At 76.7% G+C, this 14578-nt stretch carries 12 protein-coding genes; all 12 read right to left on the bottom strand.

Translation table 11 applies throughout. The features are described 5' to 3' along the window. Positions 1-5: 5 nt before the first annotated feature. The 12 genes from CS2_RS03740 to CS2_RS18745 all read right to left on the bottom strand — a co-directional run bounded on the left by CS2_RS03740 (position 6) and on the right by CS2_RS18745 (position 13204). Positions 6-614 carry an NUDIX domain-containing protein gene (locus CS2_RS03740; protein ID WP_070318938.1) on the bottom strand — a complete coding sequence of 203 codons (609 nt, stop codon included), beginning with the start codon at positions 612-614 and terminating at the stop codon, positions 6-8. After that, a complete protein-coding gene (gene pyrG, locus CS2_RS03745) occupies positions 611-2275 on the bottom strand; it encodes a CTP synthase (RefSeq protein ID WP_070318939.1) in 1665 nt (554 codons plus the stop codon). The genes CS2_RS03740 and pyrG overlap by 4 nt, the downstream gene beginning before the upstream one ends. A 67-nt stretch (positions 2276-2342) precedes the next feature. Further along, positions 2343-4016 carry a murein biosynthesis integral membrane protein MurJ gene (gene murJ / locus CS2_RS03750; protein WP_070318956.1) on the bottom strand — a complete coding sequence of 558 codons (1674 nt, stop codon included), beginning with the start codon at positions 4014-4016 and terminating at the stop codon, positions 2343-2345. Continuing rightward, the gene (locus CS2_RS03755) at positions 4013-4921 is read right to left on the bottom strand and encodes a hypothetical protein (RefSeq protein ID WP_070318940.1); all 909 of its coding nucleotides are present in this window, start codon (positions 4919-4921) and stop codon (positions 4013-4015) included. Before CS2_RS03755 ends, murJ begins: the two co-directional genes overlap by 4 nt. Beyond that, a complete protein-coding gene (locus CS2_RS03760; RefSeq protein WP_070318941.1) occupies positions 4918-5994 on the bottom strand; it encodes a copper transporter in 1077 nt (358 codons plus the stop codon). The genes CS2_RS03755 and CS2_RS03760 overlap by 4 nt, the downstream gene beginning before the upstream one ends. 106 nt (positions 5995-6100) lie before the next feature. Then, positions 6101-7288, bottom strand: a complete 1188-nt coding sequence (gene steA, locus CS2_RS03765) for a putative cytokinetic ring protein SteA (protein WP_070318942.1) — start codon at positions 7286-7288, stop codon at positions 6101-6103. Between the two features lie 6 nt (positions 7289-7294). Beyond that, positions 7295-9031 carry a DNA repair protein RecN gene (recN, locus tag CS2_RS03770; RefSeq protein ID WP_070318943.1) on the bottom strand — a complete coding sequence of 579 codons (1737 nt, stop codon included), beginning with the start codon at positions 9029-9031 and terminating at the stop codon, positions 7295-7297. After that, positions 9028-9900, bottom strand: a complete 873-nt coding sequence (locus CS2_RS03775; protein WP_070318944.1) for an NAD kinase — start codon at positions 9898-9900, stop codon at positions 9028-9030. The genes recN and CS2_RS03775 overlap by 4 nt, the downstream gene beginning before the upstream one ends. After that, the gene (locus tag CS2_RS03780; protein WP_046528229.1) at positions 9897-10745 is read right to left on the bottom strand and encodes a TlyA family RNA methyltransferase; all 849 of its coding nucleotides are present in this window, start codon (positions 10743-10745) and stop codon (positions 9897-9899) included. The genes CS2_RS03775 and CS2_RS03780 overlap by 4 nt, the downstream gene beginning before the upstream one ends. Continuing rightward, the gene (locus tag CS2_RS03785; protein WP_070318945.1) at positions 10742-10978 is read right to left on the bottom strand and encodes a hypothetical protein; all 237 of its coding nucleotides are present in this window, start codon (positions 10976-10978) and stop codon (positions 10742-10744) included. Before CS2_RS03785 ends, CS2_RS03780 begins: the two co-directional genes overlap by 4 nt. A gap of 277 nt (positions 10979-11255) precedes the next feature. Further along, positions 11256-12266: an HAD-IIA family hydrolase gene (locus tag CS2_RS03790; protein WP_070318946.1), complete on the bottom strand. Its 1011-nt coding sequence runs from the start codon at positions 12264-12266 to the stop codon at positions 11256-11258. Beyond that, positions 12263-13204 carry a hypothetical protein gene (locus tag CS2_RS18745; protein WP_233421056.1) on the bottom strand — a complete coding sequence of 314 codons (942 nt, stop codon included), beginning with the start codon at positions 13202-13204 and terminating at the stop codon, positions 12263-12265. Before CS2_RS18745 ends, CS2_RS03790 begins: the two co-directional genes overlap by 4 nt. Between the last annotated feature and the right edge of the window lie 1374 nt (positions 13205-14578).

Raw genomic sequence — 14578 nt, forward strand, 5'->3', positions numbered from 1 at the left:
CGGCCTCAGGCCGGCGTGACCTCGGTGAGGGTCGACCAGCCCGCCGCGCGCGCGGCGGACGCCGCCAGCACGCCCGCGACGGCCGTCGGCGAGTGCAGGCGCCCCGCGAGCACGGCGGCGACGGCGTCGTCGAGCGGCACCCACACGGGCACCATGGACGCCTCCTCCTCGCCGCGCACGTACCGCTCGTCGACCGGCACCTGCGTGAGGTCGCGCGCCAGGAACACCGTGATGCGCTCGTCCGAGCCGCCCGGCGAGCTGAAGATCTCCACGAGGCGCCACCACCGGCCGGCCACGAGGTCCGCCTCCTCGGCGAGCTCGCGCGCCGCCGCCGCCACGGGGTCCTCCCCCTCGACGTCGAGCAGCCCCGCGGGCGGCTCCCACAGCTCGTGCCGCACGGGGTGCCGGTACTGCCGCAGCAGCAGCACGCGGTCCTGCTCGTCGAGGGCGACCACCGCGACGGCGCCGGGGTGGTCGACGTACTCGCGCACGACGTCGCCGTCGTCGAGGGTCACGGTGTCGGACACCAGGTCCCACACGCGCCCGGCGTGCAGCAGCCGGTGCTCGACGACGTCCCGCTCGCGCGGGACGTCGACCAGCCGGTCGTCGCTCACGCGGGGTTCCGCGCCGCGAGGGCCGCGCCCACGAGGCCCGCGAACAGCGGGTGGGCACGCGTCGGGCGGGACTTGAACTCGGGGTGCGCCTGCGTCGCGACGTAGAACGGGTGCTCCTCGCGCGGCAGCTCGACGAACTCCACGAGCGAGGAGTCGGGCGAGACGCCCGAGATCACGAGGCCCGCGGCCTCGAGCTGCTCGCGGTACGCGTTGTTCACCTCGTACCGGTGCCGGTGCCGCTCCGACACCTGCTCGGTGCCGTACGCCTCGGCGACGACCGACCCCGGCACGAGCGTCGCGTCGTACGCACCCAGGCGCATCGTGCCGCCCATGTCGCCCGCGCCGTCGACGATCGCGAGCTGCTCGGCCATCGTCGCGATGACGGGGTGCGGCGAGTCGGGCTCGAACTCCGAGGACGACGCGCCCTCGAGGCCCACGACGTTGCGCGCGTACTCGATGACCATGCACTGCAGGCCGAGGCACAGGCCCAGCGTCGGCACCTTGTGCTCGCGCGCCCAGCGCAGCGCACCGAGCTTGCCCTCGATGCCGCGCACGCCGAACCCGCCGGGCACGAGCACGGCGTCCACGCCGCCCAGCGCCTCCTGCGCGCCCGCGGGCGTCTGGCAGTCGTCCGACGTCACCCAGCGGATCGTGACGCGCGCGTCGTGGTGGAACCCGCCGGCGCGCAGCGCCTCGGTCACCGACAGGTACGCGTCGGGCAGGTCGATGTACTTGCCGACGAGCGCGACCTCGACGTGGTGCGCGGGCGTGTTCACGCGGCGCAGCAGGTCCTGCCAGCCGCTCCACTCGACGTCCCGGAAGGGCAGGCCGAGGCGCTGCACGACGTACGCGTCGAGGCCCTCGGCGTGCAGCACGCGCGGGATGTCGTAGATGCTCGACGCGTCGCGCGCGATCGCGACCGAGTCGACGTCGACGTCGCAGAACAGCGCGATCTTGCGCTTGATCGACTCGGGCACCTCGCGGTCGGCGCGCAGCACGATCGCGTCGGGCAGGATGCCGATGCTGCGCAGCGCCGCGACGGAGTGCTGCGTGGGCTTGGTCTTGAGCTCGCCCGACGGGCCGATGTACGGCAGCAGCGACACGTGCAGGAAGAACACGTTGTCGCGTCCCAGGTCGTGGCGCACCTGGCGCGCGGCCTCGAGGAACGGCTGCGACTCGATGTCGCCGACCGTGCCGCCGATCTCCGTGATGATCACGTCGACGTCGTCCGACGCCTGCGAGCGCATGCGCTCCTTGATCTCGTCGGTGATGTGCGGGATGACCTGCACGGTGTCGCCGAGGTACTCGCCGCGACGCTCCTTGGCGATGACGTTCGAGTAGACCTGGCCGGTCGTGACGTTGGCCGAGCCGACGAGGTTCACGTCGAGGAACCGCTCGTAGTGGCCGACGTCGAGGTCCGTCTCGGCACCGTCCTCGGTGACGAAGACCTCACCGTGCTGGAACGGGTTCATCGTCCCGGGGTCGACGTTGAGGTACGGGTCGAGCTTCTGCATCGTGACCCGCAGGCCCCGCGAGCGGAGCAGGCGACCGAGGCTGCTGGCCGTCAGTCCCTTCCCCAGTGAGGAGGCGACGCCCCCCGTGACGAAGATGTGCCGGGTCAGGTTGTCCGACCGCCCGGAGAGTCGATGTGCGCGATCCATCACGGGCTTCCACCCTACCGGACGCGCGGACCGGTGAGGGGACCACGCGCCGTGGGACCGGTCGCGGTCAGCCGACGGGGGGCGGCGGGACGACCGTCGTGGCGGGACCGACGGGCTCGGCCCGCTCGACGCGCAGGACGCCCAGGAGCGTCCCCCGGTCGAGCAGCACGACGGCCGCGACCACGACGGTCGCGGCCACGACCGCACCGCCCGCGGCGGCGACGGTCGCCGTCAGCGCGTCGTCGCCGACGACCTCGAGCACGGTCGTCGCGACGCCACGACCCGCGGCGGCACCCGCCGCGGCCGCCGCGAGCGCGACCAGCGCCGTGCGTCCCAGCCCGGCGAGCGCGGACGGCCCCGCGACACGCCGCAGCGCCACGAGGGCAGCGACCGCGCCGACGGCCATGCCGAGCGACGTCGCGAGACCGATCCCCCGCAGCACGCCCACCGGGTCGTCCCTGCCCGCGAGGAGCGCGAGCACGGGCGCCAGCACCGCGAGCGCACCCCAGCCAGCGACGTTGGTGAGGACCGCCGCCCGGGCCCGCTCGACCGCGTACAGCGTGCGCGAGACGTGGAACATCACGGCGAGCCCGACGACGCCCGCGGGCATCCACGTGAGCAGGACGCCCATGGCCTCGACGAGCCCGGCACCGTCGCCCGGGGTCATGTCGGCGAACACCGCCGCGACCGCACCGCCCCCCGCGAGCACCGCGGCCGCCCCCAGCGCCCCCACGACGAGCACCGCGCGCGTCGTCACGGCCGAGGTCGCGGCGAACCGCGACCGGTCCCCGGCGGCGGCGTGCGCCGCGACGCGCGGGAACGTCGACGTCGCGAGCGGCACGACGAGCACGGCGTACGGCAGCAGGTACACCTGCTGCGCGTAGACGATCGCCGAGTAGCCGCGTCCGTCGTTCGGCAGCAGCCCGGTGGCGAGGAGCACGATCACGAGGACCGAGACCTGCTGGGCGACGACGCCGCCGAGGCCCGCGAGCCCCAGGGCGCGGAACCGGCGGCCCGTGTCGCCCGGGAAGCGCAGCGTCGGACGCAGCCGGACCCCGAGGCGACGCGCCGGGAGCAGGACGGGCAGGAGCATCGCGACGACGCCCGCGGTGGTCCCCCAGGCCAGCAGGTCGAGCGCACCCGGGGTGAGCGCGGTCGGGTCGCTGACCTCGCCGTCGGCGAGGACGCCGTAGAGCGCGAACGTGGCGATCAGCACCGCCGAGTTCAGCACGGGCGCGAACGCGGGCCAGAAGAACTTCCGGTGGGCCTGCAGCACGCCGTACAGGAGCACCGTCAGGCCGTAGACGGGCACCTGCACCGCGAACACCAGGACGAAGTACCGGATGGTGGCCGCCATCACCGGGTCGCCCTTCGCGGCGAACGCCCCGACCACGCCGCTCAGCGCCGCGAGCAGACCCCCCAGCGGCACCAGGACGAGCAGCACCCAGCCGAGCGCGGCGGAGACGACGCGTCCCACCTGCTCGCGGTCGGCGCGCGCGACCGGGGCCGCGAGCAGCGGCACGATCGCGCCCGCGAGGGCACCGCCCGCGGCGGCCTCGAACAGGATGTTCGGCAGCGTGTTCGCGGCGTTGTAGGCGTCGGCGATGTCGCCCGAGCCCACCGTGCCGTTGAGCACGAGCGTGCGCACGAGCCCGAGGGCACGGCTCACGACCGTGACCACGGCGATCAGCGCCGCGGCACCGAGCAGCCCCTGCAGCGTGCGGCGCAGCCGCCCGCTCATGCCGCGTCGGGCCCCGTCGCGCGACCGCCCCCGGCCGGCACGGGCGCGGGCCGCGGCACGTGCGCGGGCCGACGGCCCCACGCGTCGAGCTCGCGCAGCACCGGCGTCCGCTCGATGACGCGTGTGAAGCTGACGCGCTCGCTCGCGAGCGTCAGGCCGACCACGACCGCGAGCGCTCCCAGCCGCACGCGGCGCGGCGCGCCGAGCACGAGCGCGGTGCCGAGCGCGGCGCCCAGCGCGTTCGCGCCCGAGTCGCCGAGCATGTCGGTCTCCGCGAGGTCCGCCTCGATCGCGGTCGACGCCGCACCCAGCACCGCGGACGCGACGCCGCCACCCGGGCCCGTGACGAGCGGGGCGGCCACGAGCGCCGAGGCCTTCAGCGCGCGTCCCGGACGCAGGTCGAGCAGGTTGACGAGGTTCGCGGTGCCGGCGACGAGCGCGGCCGACGCGAGCGTGTCCACGGCGCGCGCGACGGGTCGCGACGCGGCGCCGCCCGCGGGGGGCGCCAGGGCCGCGGCCGCGAGCGCGCTCGCGCCGATCCCCAGCACCTTGAGTCCCCCGGTGGTCAGCCGGCCGTGCGCCAGCGCCCCCAGGTGGCCGCGCAGACCTTTCGTCCGCGTCGAGGTGTCCTCCCGCAGGTCGTCGACCAGGCCGAACGCGCCCGAGCCCACCACGGCGACCGTCGCGGCCGCGGTCGCGCGCGCTCCGCCGGTGCCGACGAGCGCACCGGCCAGGACGCCCGCCGCGAGCGACGGGCCCTCGAGCAGGCTCACGGGCTCACCGCGGTGGTTGGTGCGCGTCCACGTCGCGGCGCCGCCGGGCGGCTGCCAGTCGAGCGCGCCGCGCACGAGCGACGTGGCACCCGCGGCGGCGGACGCCGCGACGAGCCGTCGCACGACGCTCACCCGGCACCGCCGTCGTCACCCGCGGTCGCACCGTCCTCGCCCTGGGGCTGCGCCGGGTCCGTGCCGTCAGCGGTCTGCTCCTCGGGCACGCTCGGGGTGCGGTCGACGGGCGGCAGCTGCACGGCCGGGGGCAGCGGCGTCAGCCCGTCCCCGAAGCCGTAGTGCGCGGGCCGCCCCGCGATGCTCGTGGCCAGTGCGAGCGGCACCACGACCTGCCCCGCGACCGTGGTCGCGTCCTGCACGGTCGTGAGCGACGCCGCGAGGTCGCCGTCCGCGCGCGCGGCGGCCACGAGGCTGTCAGCGCTGCGCGTGTCGCCCGCGAGGACCGCGCCGTCCGAGAGCCGCTGGGCGGCGGACGCGATCGCGAGCCGGGACGCCGTCGCCGCGGCGACGGCGTCGGGCGACGGCGTGGCGCCCGACGCGGCGGGCGCCGCGCCGACCACGACGACGACCGCGTCGGCGGGGCGCGTGACGTCCTCCGAGAACGTCACGAGCGCACGGTCGCCCTCCGCGAGCACGTCGAGCAGCGACGACGCGTTCTCCGAGAGCGTGTCGGGCGCGGCCGCGTCGGCGCCGACGAGGCCCGAGACGAGCGCCTCGGCGAGCTCGACGTCGGTGCCCGCGTCGGCCGCCGGCGGCGCGTCCAGGTACGAGACGAGCGTGCCCGCGAGCGTGCGCCGGTAGGTCGCGAGGCCGGGGTCCGTCCACGTGTCGTTGACGGTCGCCGTGGCCGACACGGTCGCGCCCGCGAGCGCGATCCGCTCGGTCAGCCCCTCGACCTCCGCCTGCGGCACCTGGTCGAGCAGCACGAGCGCGACGCGGCGGTCCGTGAGCGTGCCCGGCAGCAGCCGGTCGCCCGACGCCGCGGCGAACGCCTCGACGGCCGCGAGGTCGCCGCCGGTCGCGTCGAGCTGCGCGCGCAGGTCCTCCTTCTCGGTGCGCAGGACCTGGACCTGACCGGTCAGGGTGTCCCCGATGGTCTCCTTGAGCGGACCGGCGCCGAGCGCGATGCCGACGGCGAGCGCGAGGAAGACGGAGATGAGCGAGACGATGTGGTACCGGAAGTCGATCACGGGGTGGGGTGCTCTCGGTCGGGTGCGCGACGGGTCGCGGCGGGGCGTGCGGCGGGCAGGGGGCCGGGGTGCGCGGCGGTCGTGACCGGGCGCGCACCGGCGCGGGTCACGTCGCTCCGCCGAACAGCGAGCCCGCCCACGACACGAGGTCGTCGACGCGGGCGCCCACGAGGCCGATGAGGGTCTGACCGGCGGCCGTCGACGCGAGCGCCACCCCGAGCGCGAGGAGCCCCGCGAGGACGAGCAGCGTGAGCTGCAGGTTCGAGATGCGGTGCTGGTACAGCTGCGACACGCCCTTGGCGTCGACGAGCTTGCCGCCGACGCGCAGGCGCGTGAGGAACGTGCTCGCCATGCCCGCGCGACCCTTGTCGAGGAACTCGACGAGCGTCGCGTGCGTGCCGACCGCGACGATGAGCTCGGCGCCCTTGTCGTCGGCGAGCAGCATCGCGACGTCCTCGCTGGTGCCCGTCGCGGGGAACACGACGTGCGGCACGCCGAGCTGCTCGACGCGCGCGATGCCGGGCGCGCGCCCGTCCCGGTAGGCGTGCACCACGATCTCGGCGCCGCACTGCAGCGCGCGGTCGGAGACGGAGTCCATGTCGCCGACGATCATGTCGGGCCGCCAGCCCGCCTCGAGGATCGCGTCCGCGCCGCCGTCCACGCCGATGAGCACCGGGCGGTACTCGCGGATGTACGGGCGCAGCGTGACGAGGTCCTCCTTGTAGTGGTACCCGCGCACGACGATGAGCACCTGGCGGCCGTCGATGCGCGTGTCGATGTCGGGCACGCCGACGCCGTCGAGCAGGAGCTCGCGCTCGCGCCGCAGGTAGTCCATCGTGTTGGCGGCGAAGGACTCGAGCTGCACGGACAGCCCCGCGCGGGCCTCCTCCATCGTCGCCGCGACGCTCTCGGGCGTCTGCGCGACGCCCTCGGCGACGAGCGCGTCGCCGTCGTACACGGCGCCCTCGACGATGCGCAGGACACGACCCTCGGTGAGCGCCATGACGTCGGGCCCGAGGTCGTCGACGAGCGGGACGCCCGCGCTCACGAGGATCTCGGGGCCGAGGTTGGGGTACCGGCCGGACGTCGAGCGCGCGGCGTTGAGGACCGCGGCGGGCTGGCACGCGACCAGCGCCTCGGCGGACACGCGGTCGAGGTCGAGGTGGTCGATCACCGCGACGTCACCGGGCTTGAGCCGCTTGGTCAGCGACTTGGTCCGGGGGTCGACGCGGAGCGGCCCGACGATCTCGGCGTCATCGGTCGGGGACGTGCGGCGGCGCAGGGAGACTCTCATCGGGGGTCATCGTCCCACGGACTGGGCCAGGAGCTCGGCCGCGTGCGCGCGCGCCGCCTCCGAGTCGTCCTGGCCGGAGAGCATCCGGGCGAGCTCGCGCACGCGGTCCTCGCCCTCGACCTGCCGCACGTCGGACTCCGTGACGACGTCCACGCCGTCGGCGACGGACTTCGTCACGACCAGGTGACGGTCGGCGAACGCGGCGACCTGGGCGAGGTGCGTCACGACCAGGACCTGCGTCCCGCGCGCGAGCTGCGCGAGCCGCTCGCCGATCTGCGTCGCGGCACGCCCGCCGACCCCGGCGTCGACCTCGTCGAACACGAACGTGCCCGGCGTCGCGGCGCCCGAGCCCTCGGCCGTCGCGAGCGCGACCTCGAGCGCGAGCATGACGCGCGAGAGCTCGCCGCCCGACGCGCCCTTGCCGAGGGGGCGTGCGGGCGCGCCCTGGTGCGGCACGAGCAGCATCTCGACGTGGTCGGCGCCGTGGGCGGCCGGCTCGTCGGCGGGGCGCACGACGACCTCGAGGTGCGCCCCGGCCATCGCGAGGCCCGCGAGCTCGTCGGTCACGGCCGCGGCGAGCCGCGCCGCGGCCTCGGTGCGCGTCGACGTGATCGTGGCGCCCAGCTCCTGGAGCGTCGCGTCGAGCTCGGCGCAGCGCGCGCGCAGCTCGTCGACGCGCTCCTGCCCGCCGTCGAGCTCGAGGAGGCGGCGCGACGCGTCCTGCGACCACGCGAGCACCGCGGCGACGTCCTCGCCGTAGCTGCGCGTCAGCGCCGTGAGCTCGGCGCGGCGGCGCTGCACGGCGTCGAGCCGCGCCGGGTCCGCCTGCAGGTCCTGCACGTAGGCGGACAGCTCGGCGGCGACGTCGGCGAGCAGGTAGCCGGCCTCGGCGGCGCGCACCGCGAGCGCCGCGAGCGCCGCGTCGTGGTGCCCCACCTGCTCGAGCTGGCGGCGGGCCTCCTCGACGAGCAGCGTCGCGGCCGCGCCGCCGTCGGCCACGTCCTCGTCGCCGACGAGCGCGACGTGCGCGCCCGCCGCGGCCGCCCGCAGGTCCTCGGCGTGCCCGAGACGCTCGGCCTCGGCCGCGAGCTCGACGTCCTCGCCGGGCTGCGGGTCGACGCGCTCGACCTCGACCAGCCCGAGACGCAGGAGCTCGGCCTCCCGCGCACGCTCCTGCGCGCGCGTCACGAGGTCGTCGAGCTCGGCACGCACGCGCACCCGCCGCGACCACGCCTCGGCGTACGCCGCGAGCGTCTGCGCGTGCGCGGCGCCCGCGAACGCGTCGAGCGCGGCCCGCTGCCGCGCGGACGAGCGCAGCCGCACCTGGTCGGCCTGGCCGTGCACGGTCACGAGCTCCTCGGCGATCTCCGCCAGCACGCCCTGCGGCACCGAGCGTCCGCCGAGGTACGCCCGGGAGCGTCCCGGTGCGTCGGGCGTGCCCGCGCTCACGGTCCGCAGCACGACGAGCGTGCCGTCGTCGTCCACGTCGGCGCCCGCGTCGCGCGCCCGCACGAGCGCGGCAGAGTCGACGGGCAGCAGCACGCGCCCCTCCACCGCGGCGCCGTCCGCGCCCGTGCGCACGGTCGCCGGGTCGGCCTTGCCGCCCAGCAGCAGGCCGAGCGCCGTGAGCACCATGGTCTTGCCGGCGCCGGTCTCGCCGGTGAGGACCGTCAGCCCGGGGCCGAGCCGCACGTGCGCGCGCCCGATGACGCCCAGGTCGTCGATCCGGATCTCGTCGATCACCCCGCACCGTCCTCGTCCTCGCGGGTCACGCCGCGCCACCCCACCACCGGCAGGTCGAACTTCTGCACGAGCCGCGTCGTGAACGGCGCCGGGTTGAGCCGCGCGAACCGCACGGGCACGTCGCTGACGCGCACCTCGAGCCGTGCCCCGCGCGGGAGCGCGTGCTGCCGCCGCCCGTCGCACGTGACGACCGCGGGTGACGGCGACCGGTCGATCACCTCGACCGCGAGCACGCTGCTCGGCCCCAGCACCAGCGGACGCGCGAAGAGCGTGTGCGCCGCGAGCGGCACCATCACCATGCCGTGCACGTCGGGCCACACGACCGGTCCCCCGGCCGAGAACGCGTGCGCGGTCGAGCCGGTCGCCGTGGCCACGACCAGCCCGTCGCAGCCGAACGACGACAGCGGCCGGCCGTCGACCTCGATCACGACCTCGATCATGCGCGCCGGGTCCGTCTTCTCCAGCGCCGCCTCGTTGAGCGCCCAGCAGCCTTCGACGCGTCCGTCGGTGCCGATGACGCGCAGGTCGAGCGTCGTGCGCTCCTCGACGGTGTACTCCCCCGCGGTGAGCCGCTGCACGGCCGTCTCGACGTCGGCGGGCTCGATCTCGGCGAGGAACCCGACGTGGCCGAGGTTGACCCCGAGCAGCGGCACGTCGGTGCCGCGCGTGAGCTCGGCGGCGCGCAGGATCGTGCCGTCGCCGCCGAGCACGACGGCGAGCTCGAAGTCGGGGAGCTCACCGGGCGTCGTGTCGCGCGTGGCGGTCACGGGCTCGACGTCGGCGGCGCGCAGGGCCCGCACGACCGCGTCGGTCGCGGCCAGGGCCTCGGGCCGCCCGCTGTGGCGCACGAGGAGGGCGCGTCGGGTCACGGGGTCGCTCCGATCCGTCCGGCGGTGGTGACGGCGTCGGACACCGCCGCGGTCACGTCGAGCGCGACCGCCGGGGCGTCCCCGCCGGGGGCCCGCAGCCACAGCACGAACTCGACGTTGCCGTGGGTCCCGGGCAGCGTGCTCGGCCGGACGTCGCGCACGGTCGCGCCGAGGCCCTGGGCGTGGTGCGCGACGGCGGTCAGGACCTCGGCCCACAGTCGCGGGTCGCGCACGACGCCGTCGGCGCCGAGCCGCTCGCGCCCGACCTCGAACTGCGGCTTGACCAGGAGGACGAGGTCCGCACCGGGCGCCGCGACCGCCAGCAGCGGCGCGAGGACGAGCGTGAGGGAGATGAACGACAGGTCGGCCACGACGAGCCGCGGCGCGGGTGCGACGTCCCCGGCCGCGAGGTCACGCACGTTCACGTGCTCGCGCACCTCGACGCGCGGGTCGTCGCGCAGGCGCGCGACGAGCTGGCCGTGGCCCACGTCCACGGCGACGACGTGCCGGGCGCCGCGCCGCAGCAGGACGTCGGTGAACCCGCCCGTGCTGGCGCCGGCGTCGAGGCACGTCCCTGCGGCCGGGTCCGGGCCGGCGGGACCGTAGGCGTCGAGCGCGTCGGCGAGCTTGTGCGCTGCGCGCGACGCGTACCCGGGGTCGCCCGGGTCGGCGTCGACGACGACGTCCTGGCCCTCGCCGACGGGCGTCGCGGCGCGCGTCACCGTGGCGCCGTCGACGCGCACGCGCCCGGCCGCCAGCAGCGCTCCCGCCTGGCCGCGCGATCGCGCGAGGCCGCGGCGCACGAGCTCCGCGTCGATCCGGGCCCTCGTCGTGGTCGCCGTCATCCCTCGGCGTCCGCCAGCCGCTCCTGGAGCGCCGTGTGCACGGCCTCGAACGTCGCGGCCTGGGCCGCGAGGTCGAGGTCGTCGACCCCCTCGAGCCGGCGCAGCGCCTCCTCGACGGCGGCGTCCCCGTCCAGGACGCCGTCGCCGGGGTCCGCGTCACGGGCGTGCGCGGCCAGCGTCGCCGGGGAGGGCACGGCACGCGGCTCGCCGGGGTCCTGCACGGCTTCGCTCATGTCACGTCCTCCCTGGTCTGGTCCTGCCTCGGTCCGGTCCTGGTGCTGGTCCTGATCCTGCGACGGTCAGGCCACGCGCCCGTGCCGTCCCAGGTCCGGCCCACCTCGTTCCGCTCCGTCCCGGTGCCGTCCGCACGTCGCCGGGCCGCACCTCGGTGCCGTCGGGCGGACGCGGGTCCTCGGAGCGCCGTCCGCGGACGGGCGGCGCGCGTCCACGCTACCCGCCGGCGGCGACACGGGGCGCGCGCCACCCACAGGCCGGGTGCTCGCCGGCCGGTCAGCCGAGCTCGGGCACCGACGCCGCGTCGAGCGGCGCACCGGTGTCGACGGCGTCCCACGCCGCGGCGCACGCGGCACGCACGAGGTCCACCGGGTCCACCGGGGTCCCCCGCAGCTCGAGCCCGCCGTCCACGACGCGCGCGGCCGCGTCGCGGCACACCCACCAGCCGCCGTCGACCACCGGCTCCGGGTGGGGCACGAGCAGGGCACGCAGGTCGGCGGCGAGGTAGTGCGGGCGCTCCCCGGGCGCCGCGAGCACCGCGTCGCGCGCCGTGCTCACGCCCGTGAGGACGTGCAGGCCGGGCATGTCGCCCGCGCGTGCCCCCGCGAGGTCGGTGTCGAGGCGGTCACCGACGACGAGCGGCGCGGCGGCGCCCGCACGGGCGACCGCGAGCCGGTACATCGTCGGCGACGGCTTGCCCGCGCTGGCCGGCTCGACACCGGTCGCGGCACGGACGGCGCCCACGAGCGAACCGTTGCCGGGCGCGAAGCCACGGGCCGTGGGCAGGCTCAGGTCGAGGTTGGACGCGACGTGCCACGCCCCGCGCTGCACCGCGTACGCGGCCTCGGCGAGGTCCGACCACCCGAGGTCGGGAGCGAAGCCCTGGACGACCGCCACGGGCTCGTCGTCGGCCGAGCCGACGACACGGTAGCCCTTCGCACGCACGGCCGTGTGCAGCCCCGCACCGCCGACGACGAGCACGGACGCCCCGGGTTCGACCCGGGTCGCGAGCAGCTCGGCCGCGGCCTGCGCCGCGGTCATGACCTCGTCGGCACGCGTCGGGATGTCGAGACCGGTGAGCTGGTCCGCCACGGTCTCGGGCTCGCGTGACGCGTTGTTCGTCACGAACACGAGCCGCATGCCGGCCGCGCGGGCCTGCGCGAGACCCTCCGCAGCGCCGTCGATGGGCTCGTGCCCGCGGTACGCCACCCCGTCGAGGTCGACCAGCGCCAGGTCGTAGCGCGTCGCGAGCGGCTCGTCGCTGCCCAGCAGTCCTCGTGCGCTCACCGTGCTCCTTCGTCCGTCGTGCCCTCGTCCGTCGTGCCCTCGTCCGAACTGCCCGCGTCCGAGCTGCCCGCGTCCGAGCTGCCCGCGTCCGAGCTGCCCGCGTCCGAGCTGCCCGCGTCCGAGCTGCCCGCGTCGGTCACGTCGTCGACCGTGCGGCTGCCGCGTGCGTCCGCACCCGGCTCGGCCGGCGCGGCCGTGCCGTCCGCCGTCACGCCCGCCTCCGAGCCGTCGTCGTCGGGCTCGTCGCGCACGGCGACCTCGTCACCCCGAGCATCGGCGACCTCGTGCGACGCGTCGTCCTCGTCCTGCGGGTCCTCGTCCTCGACGAGGTCGTACACCACGACGTCGTCGTCCGACGCGGCGCCGGACGCCTCGTCCAGCACCCGGCGCGAGAACGGCGCGAGCTCCGCCGCGGCGGCGTCCGGGAGCCCGGCCGCCTCGAGCGCGGCGGCGCGTGCCTGGGCGACCCGCGCGGCGAGCACGCCCCGCAGACCCTGCACGAGCTCACCCGTCAGGGCCGCGACCGCGGCCTCGGGCTGGCCCAGGTCGAGGCGCGCCCCGCTGACGACCATGGCGAGCTCGACGCGTGCGTCACGGTCGAGCTCGGCGGCCTCGGGCTCCTGCGACAGGGCGATCGCGCGCTCGGGGCGCCCGAGCCCGCGCTCGGCGTCGGCCATGACGGGCAGGTGCTCCGACGACCCGTTGAGCCGGCGCACGGTCCGCAGCTCGCGGAGCGCCTCGGCGAACCGCCCGGTCCGGTACGCCGCGAGACCCGCGGCCTCGCGCACGACGTCGACGCGTCCCGCGCGGCGCACCGCGGCCTGCGCGTGCTCGTAGGCGGCCTCGGGGTCGTCGTCGATCAGGCGACCCACCATCACGAGGTGCCGTCCGACGCGGTCGGCGTTCTCCTTGCTCAGCGTGCGCAGCCGCCCGCGCACGTCGCGGTCGAGCTGCGAGAACGTGACGTCGTCGGGCAGCGGCGGAGCGGGGACCCGCTCGACGTGCTCGGTCGGCGCCCCGGTCGCGCGGGACGCACCCCCGGCGCCCGGTCGGTCCGGCCGGCCGGCACCGCCGCGGATGGGCCGCCCGGTGCTCCGCTGGCCGTCCCGCGGGCCGCGAGGCCCCCCGTCGTGAGCCGGGCGTGCCGGGCCACGGCGCTCGTCACCGCGTCGCTCGTCGACGCCGCGCGCGCCATCGGCGTCGCGCGACCACGGCCGTGCTCCGTCGGCGCGCGCGGGGCGCGGGCCGGACCCACCACGCTCCGGCCCGCGCACAGGTCCACGGCTGCCGCCGGCCGCGCCCACGGCGCGTCCCGTCGACGGGCGCCTGTCGGCGCCGCCCTCCGCCGGTCCGCGCCGGTCTGCACCGTACGAAGGTCGTCCACGGTCGCCACCGGCACCGCCCCGAGGGCGGTCCGGACGTCCGTACGCACGCTCACCACCGCGGCTCGCGCCCGCACCGCGGTCCCGGTCACGTCCCTGCTCACCGGACGCGGAAGGCCCCCGCCGCGCGGGACGCTCAGCACCCCGTCCCTCGCTCGACCAGGACCCACGCTCGGGCCGGCCGGCCGCGCCACGTCCGGCGCCACGTCCGTCACGCTCGTCCCGGCGCGCGTCGCCCTCACGGGCCGGACGAGCGGCGCCACCCGTCCGCGGCGAGCGGTCCGACGACGCACCCCACGCCCCGCCTCGCGCGCGCGAGGCCTCCGCGCCGCGACGGTCAGGGCGCGCGCGGTCGCCAGCGTCCCGGTCAGGTGCGCCGTACCCCGCACCGCCGGAACCCGACCCGGGTCGCCGCGCCGCGCCGCCCGTTCCGCCTCTGCCTCCTCGGTCGACGCCACGTCCGGTGTCGCCCCTCGGTGCCCAGGACCGGCCGCCGCCGGCGCGGTCGCCGTCGCGGCCTGCGCGGGGCGCACCGTCGCGGCGCGGCTCACGCCGAGGCCCGGAGCCTCGCACCTCACCGGCGCGTCGCGGGCGCTGCTGGTCGCCCGAGTCCGTGGCGTCGCTGTTCATCTGTACTCCCCGTCGTCTTGAGTGCCCATCGTCCCATCCCGGCGGCCGACGGTGCACGCACGTCGAGCTCGCGAGGTGGGGTTGGTGAGAGGTTCATCACGCGTGCGGCGCGGCCGTGACGCGGCACCTGTCGAGGACGACCGCTGCCGGGACCCGTCGAGGGCGGGCGCTGCTGCCCCGATCGGACAGGGATACCGTCGCCGAGCCCCCTGGCCGCACGGCGGTACCTCACGATCTGTCTGTCACGCGGTGAACGACGAAAGGCCCACCCCTGTGAGGGGTGGGCCTTCCGTTGAATGG

Source organism: Cellulomonas iranensis NBRC 101100 = JCM 18110 (genome assembly GCF_001552375.1).
GTDB classification, from domain to species: Bacteria; Actinomycetota; Actinomycetes; order Actinomycetales; family Cellulomonadaceae; genus Cellulomonas; species Cellulomonas iranensis.

Bases quoted from the DNA above. Each gene is read 5' to 3' on its own strand.
- pyrG (WP_070318939.1), bottom strand. From the start codon at position 2,275: ATGGATCGCGCACATCGACTCTCCGGGCGGTCGGACAACCTGACCCGG.
- murJ (WP_070318956.1), bottom strand. From the start codon at position 4,016: ATGAGCGGGCGGCTGCGCCGCACGCTGCAGGGGCTGCTCGGTGCCGCG.
- steA (WP_070318942.1), bottom strand. From the start codon at position 7,288: ATGAGAGTCTCCCTGCGCCGCCGCACGTCCCCGACCGATGACGCCGAG.
- CS2_RS03780 (WP_046528229.1), bottom strand. From the start codon at position 10,745: ATGACGGCGACCACGACGAGGGCCCGGATCGACGCGGAGCTCGTGCGC.
- CS2_RS03785 (WP_070318945.1), bottom strand. From the start codon at position 10,978: ATGAGCGAAGCCGTGCAGGACCCCGGCGAGCCGCGTGCCGTGCCCTCC.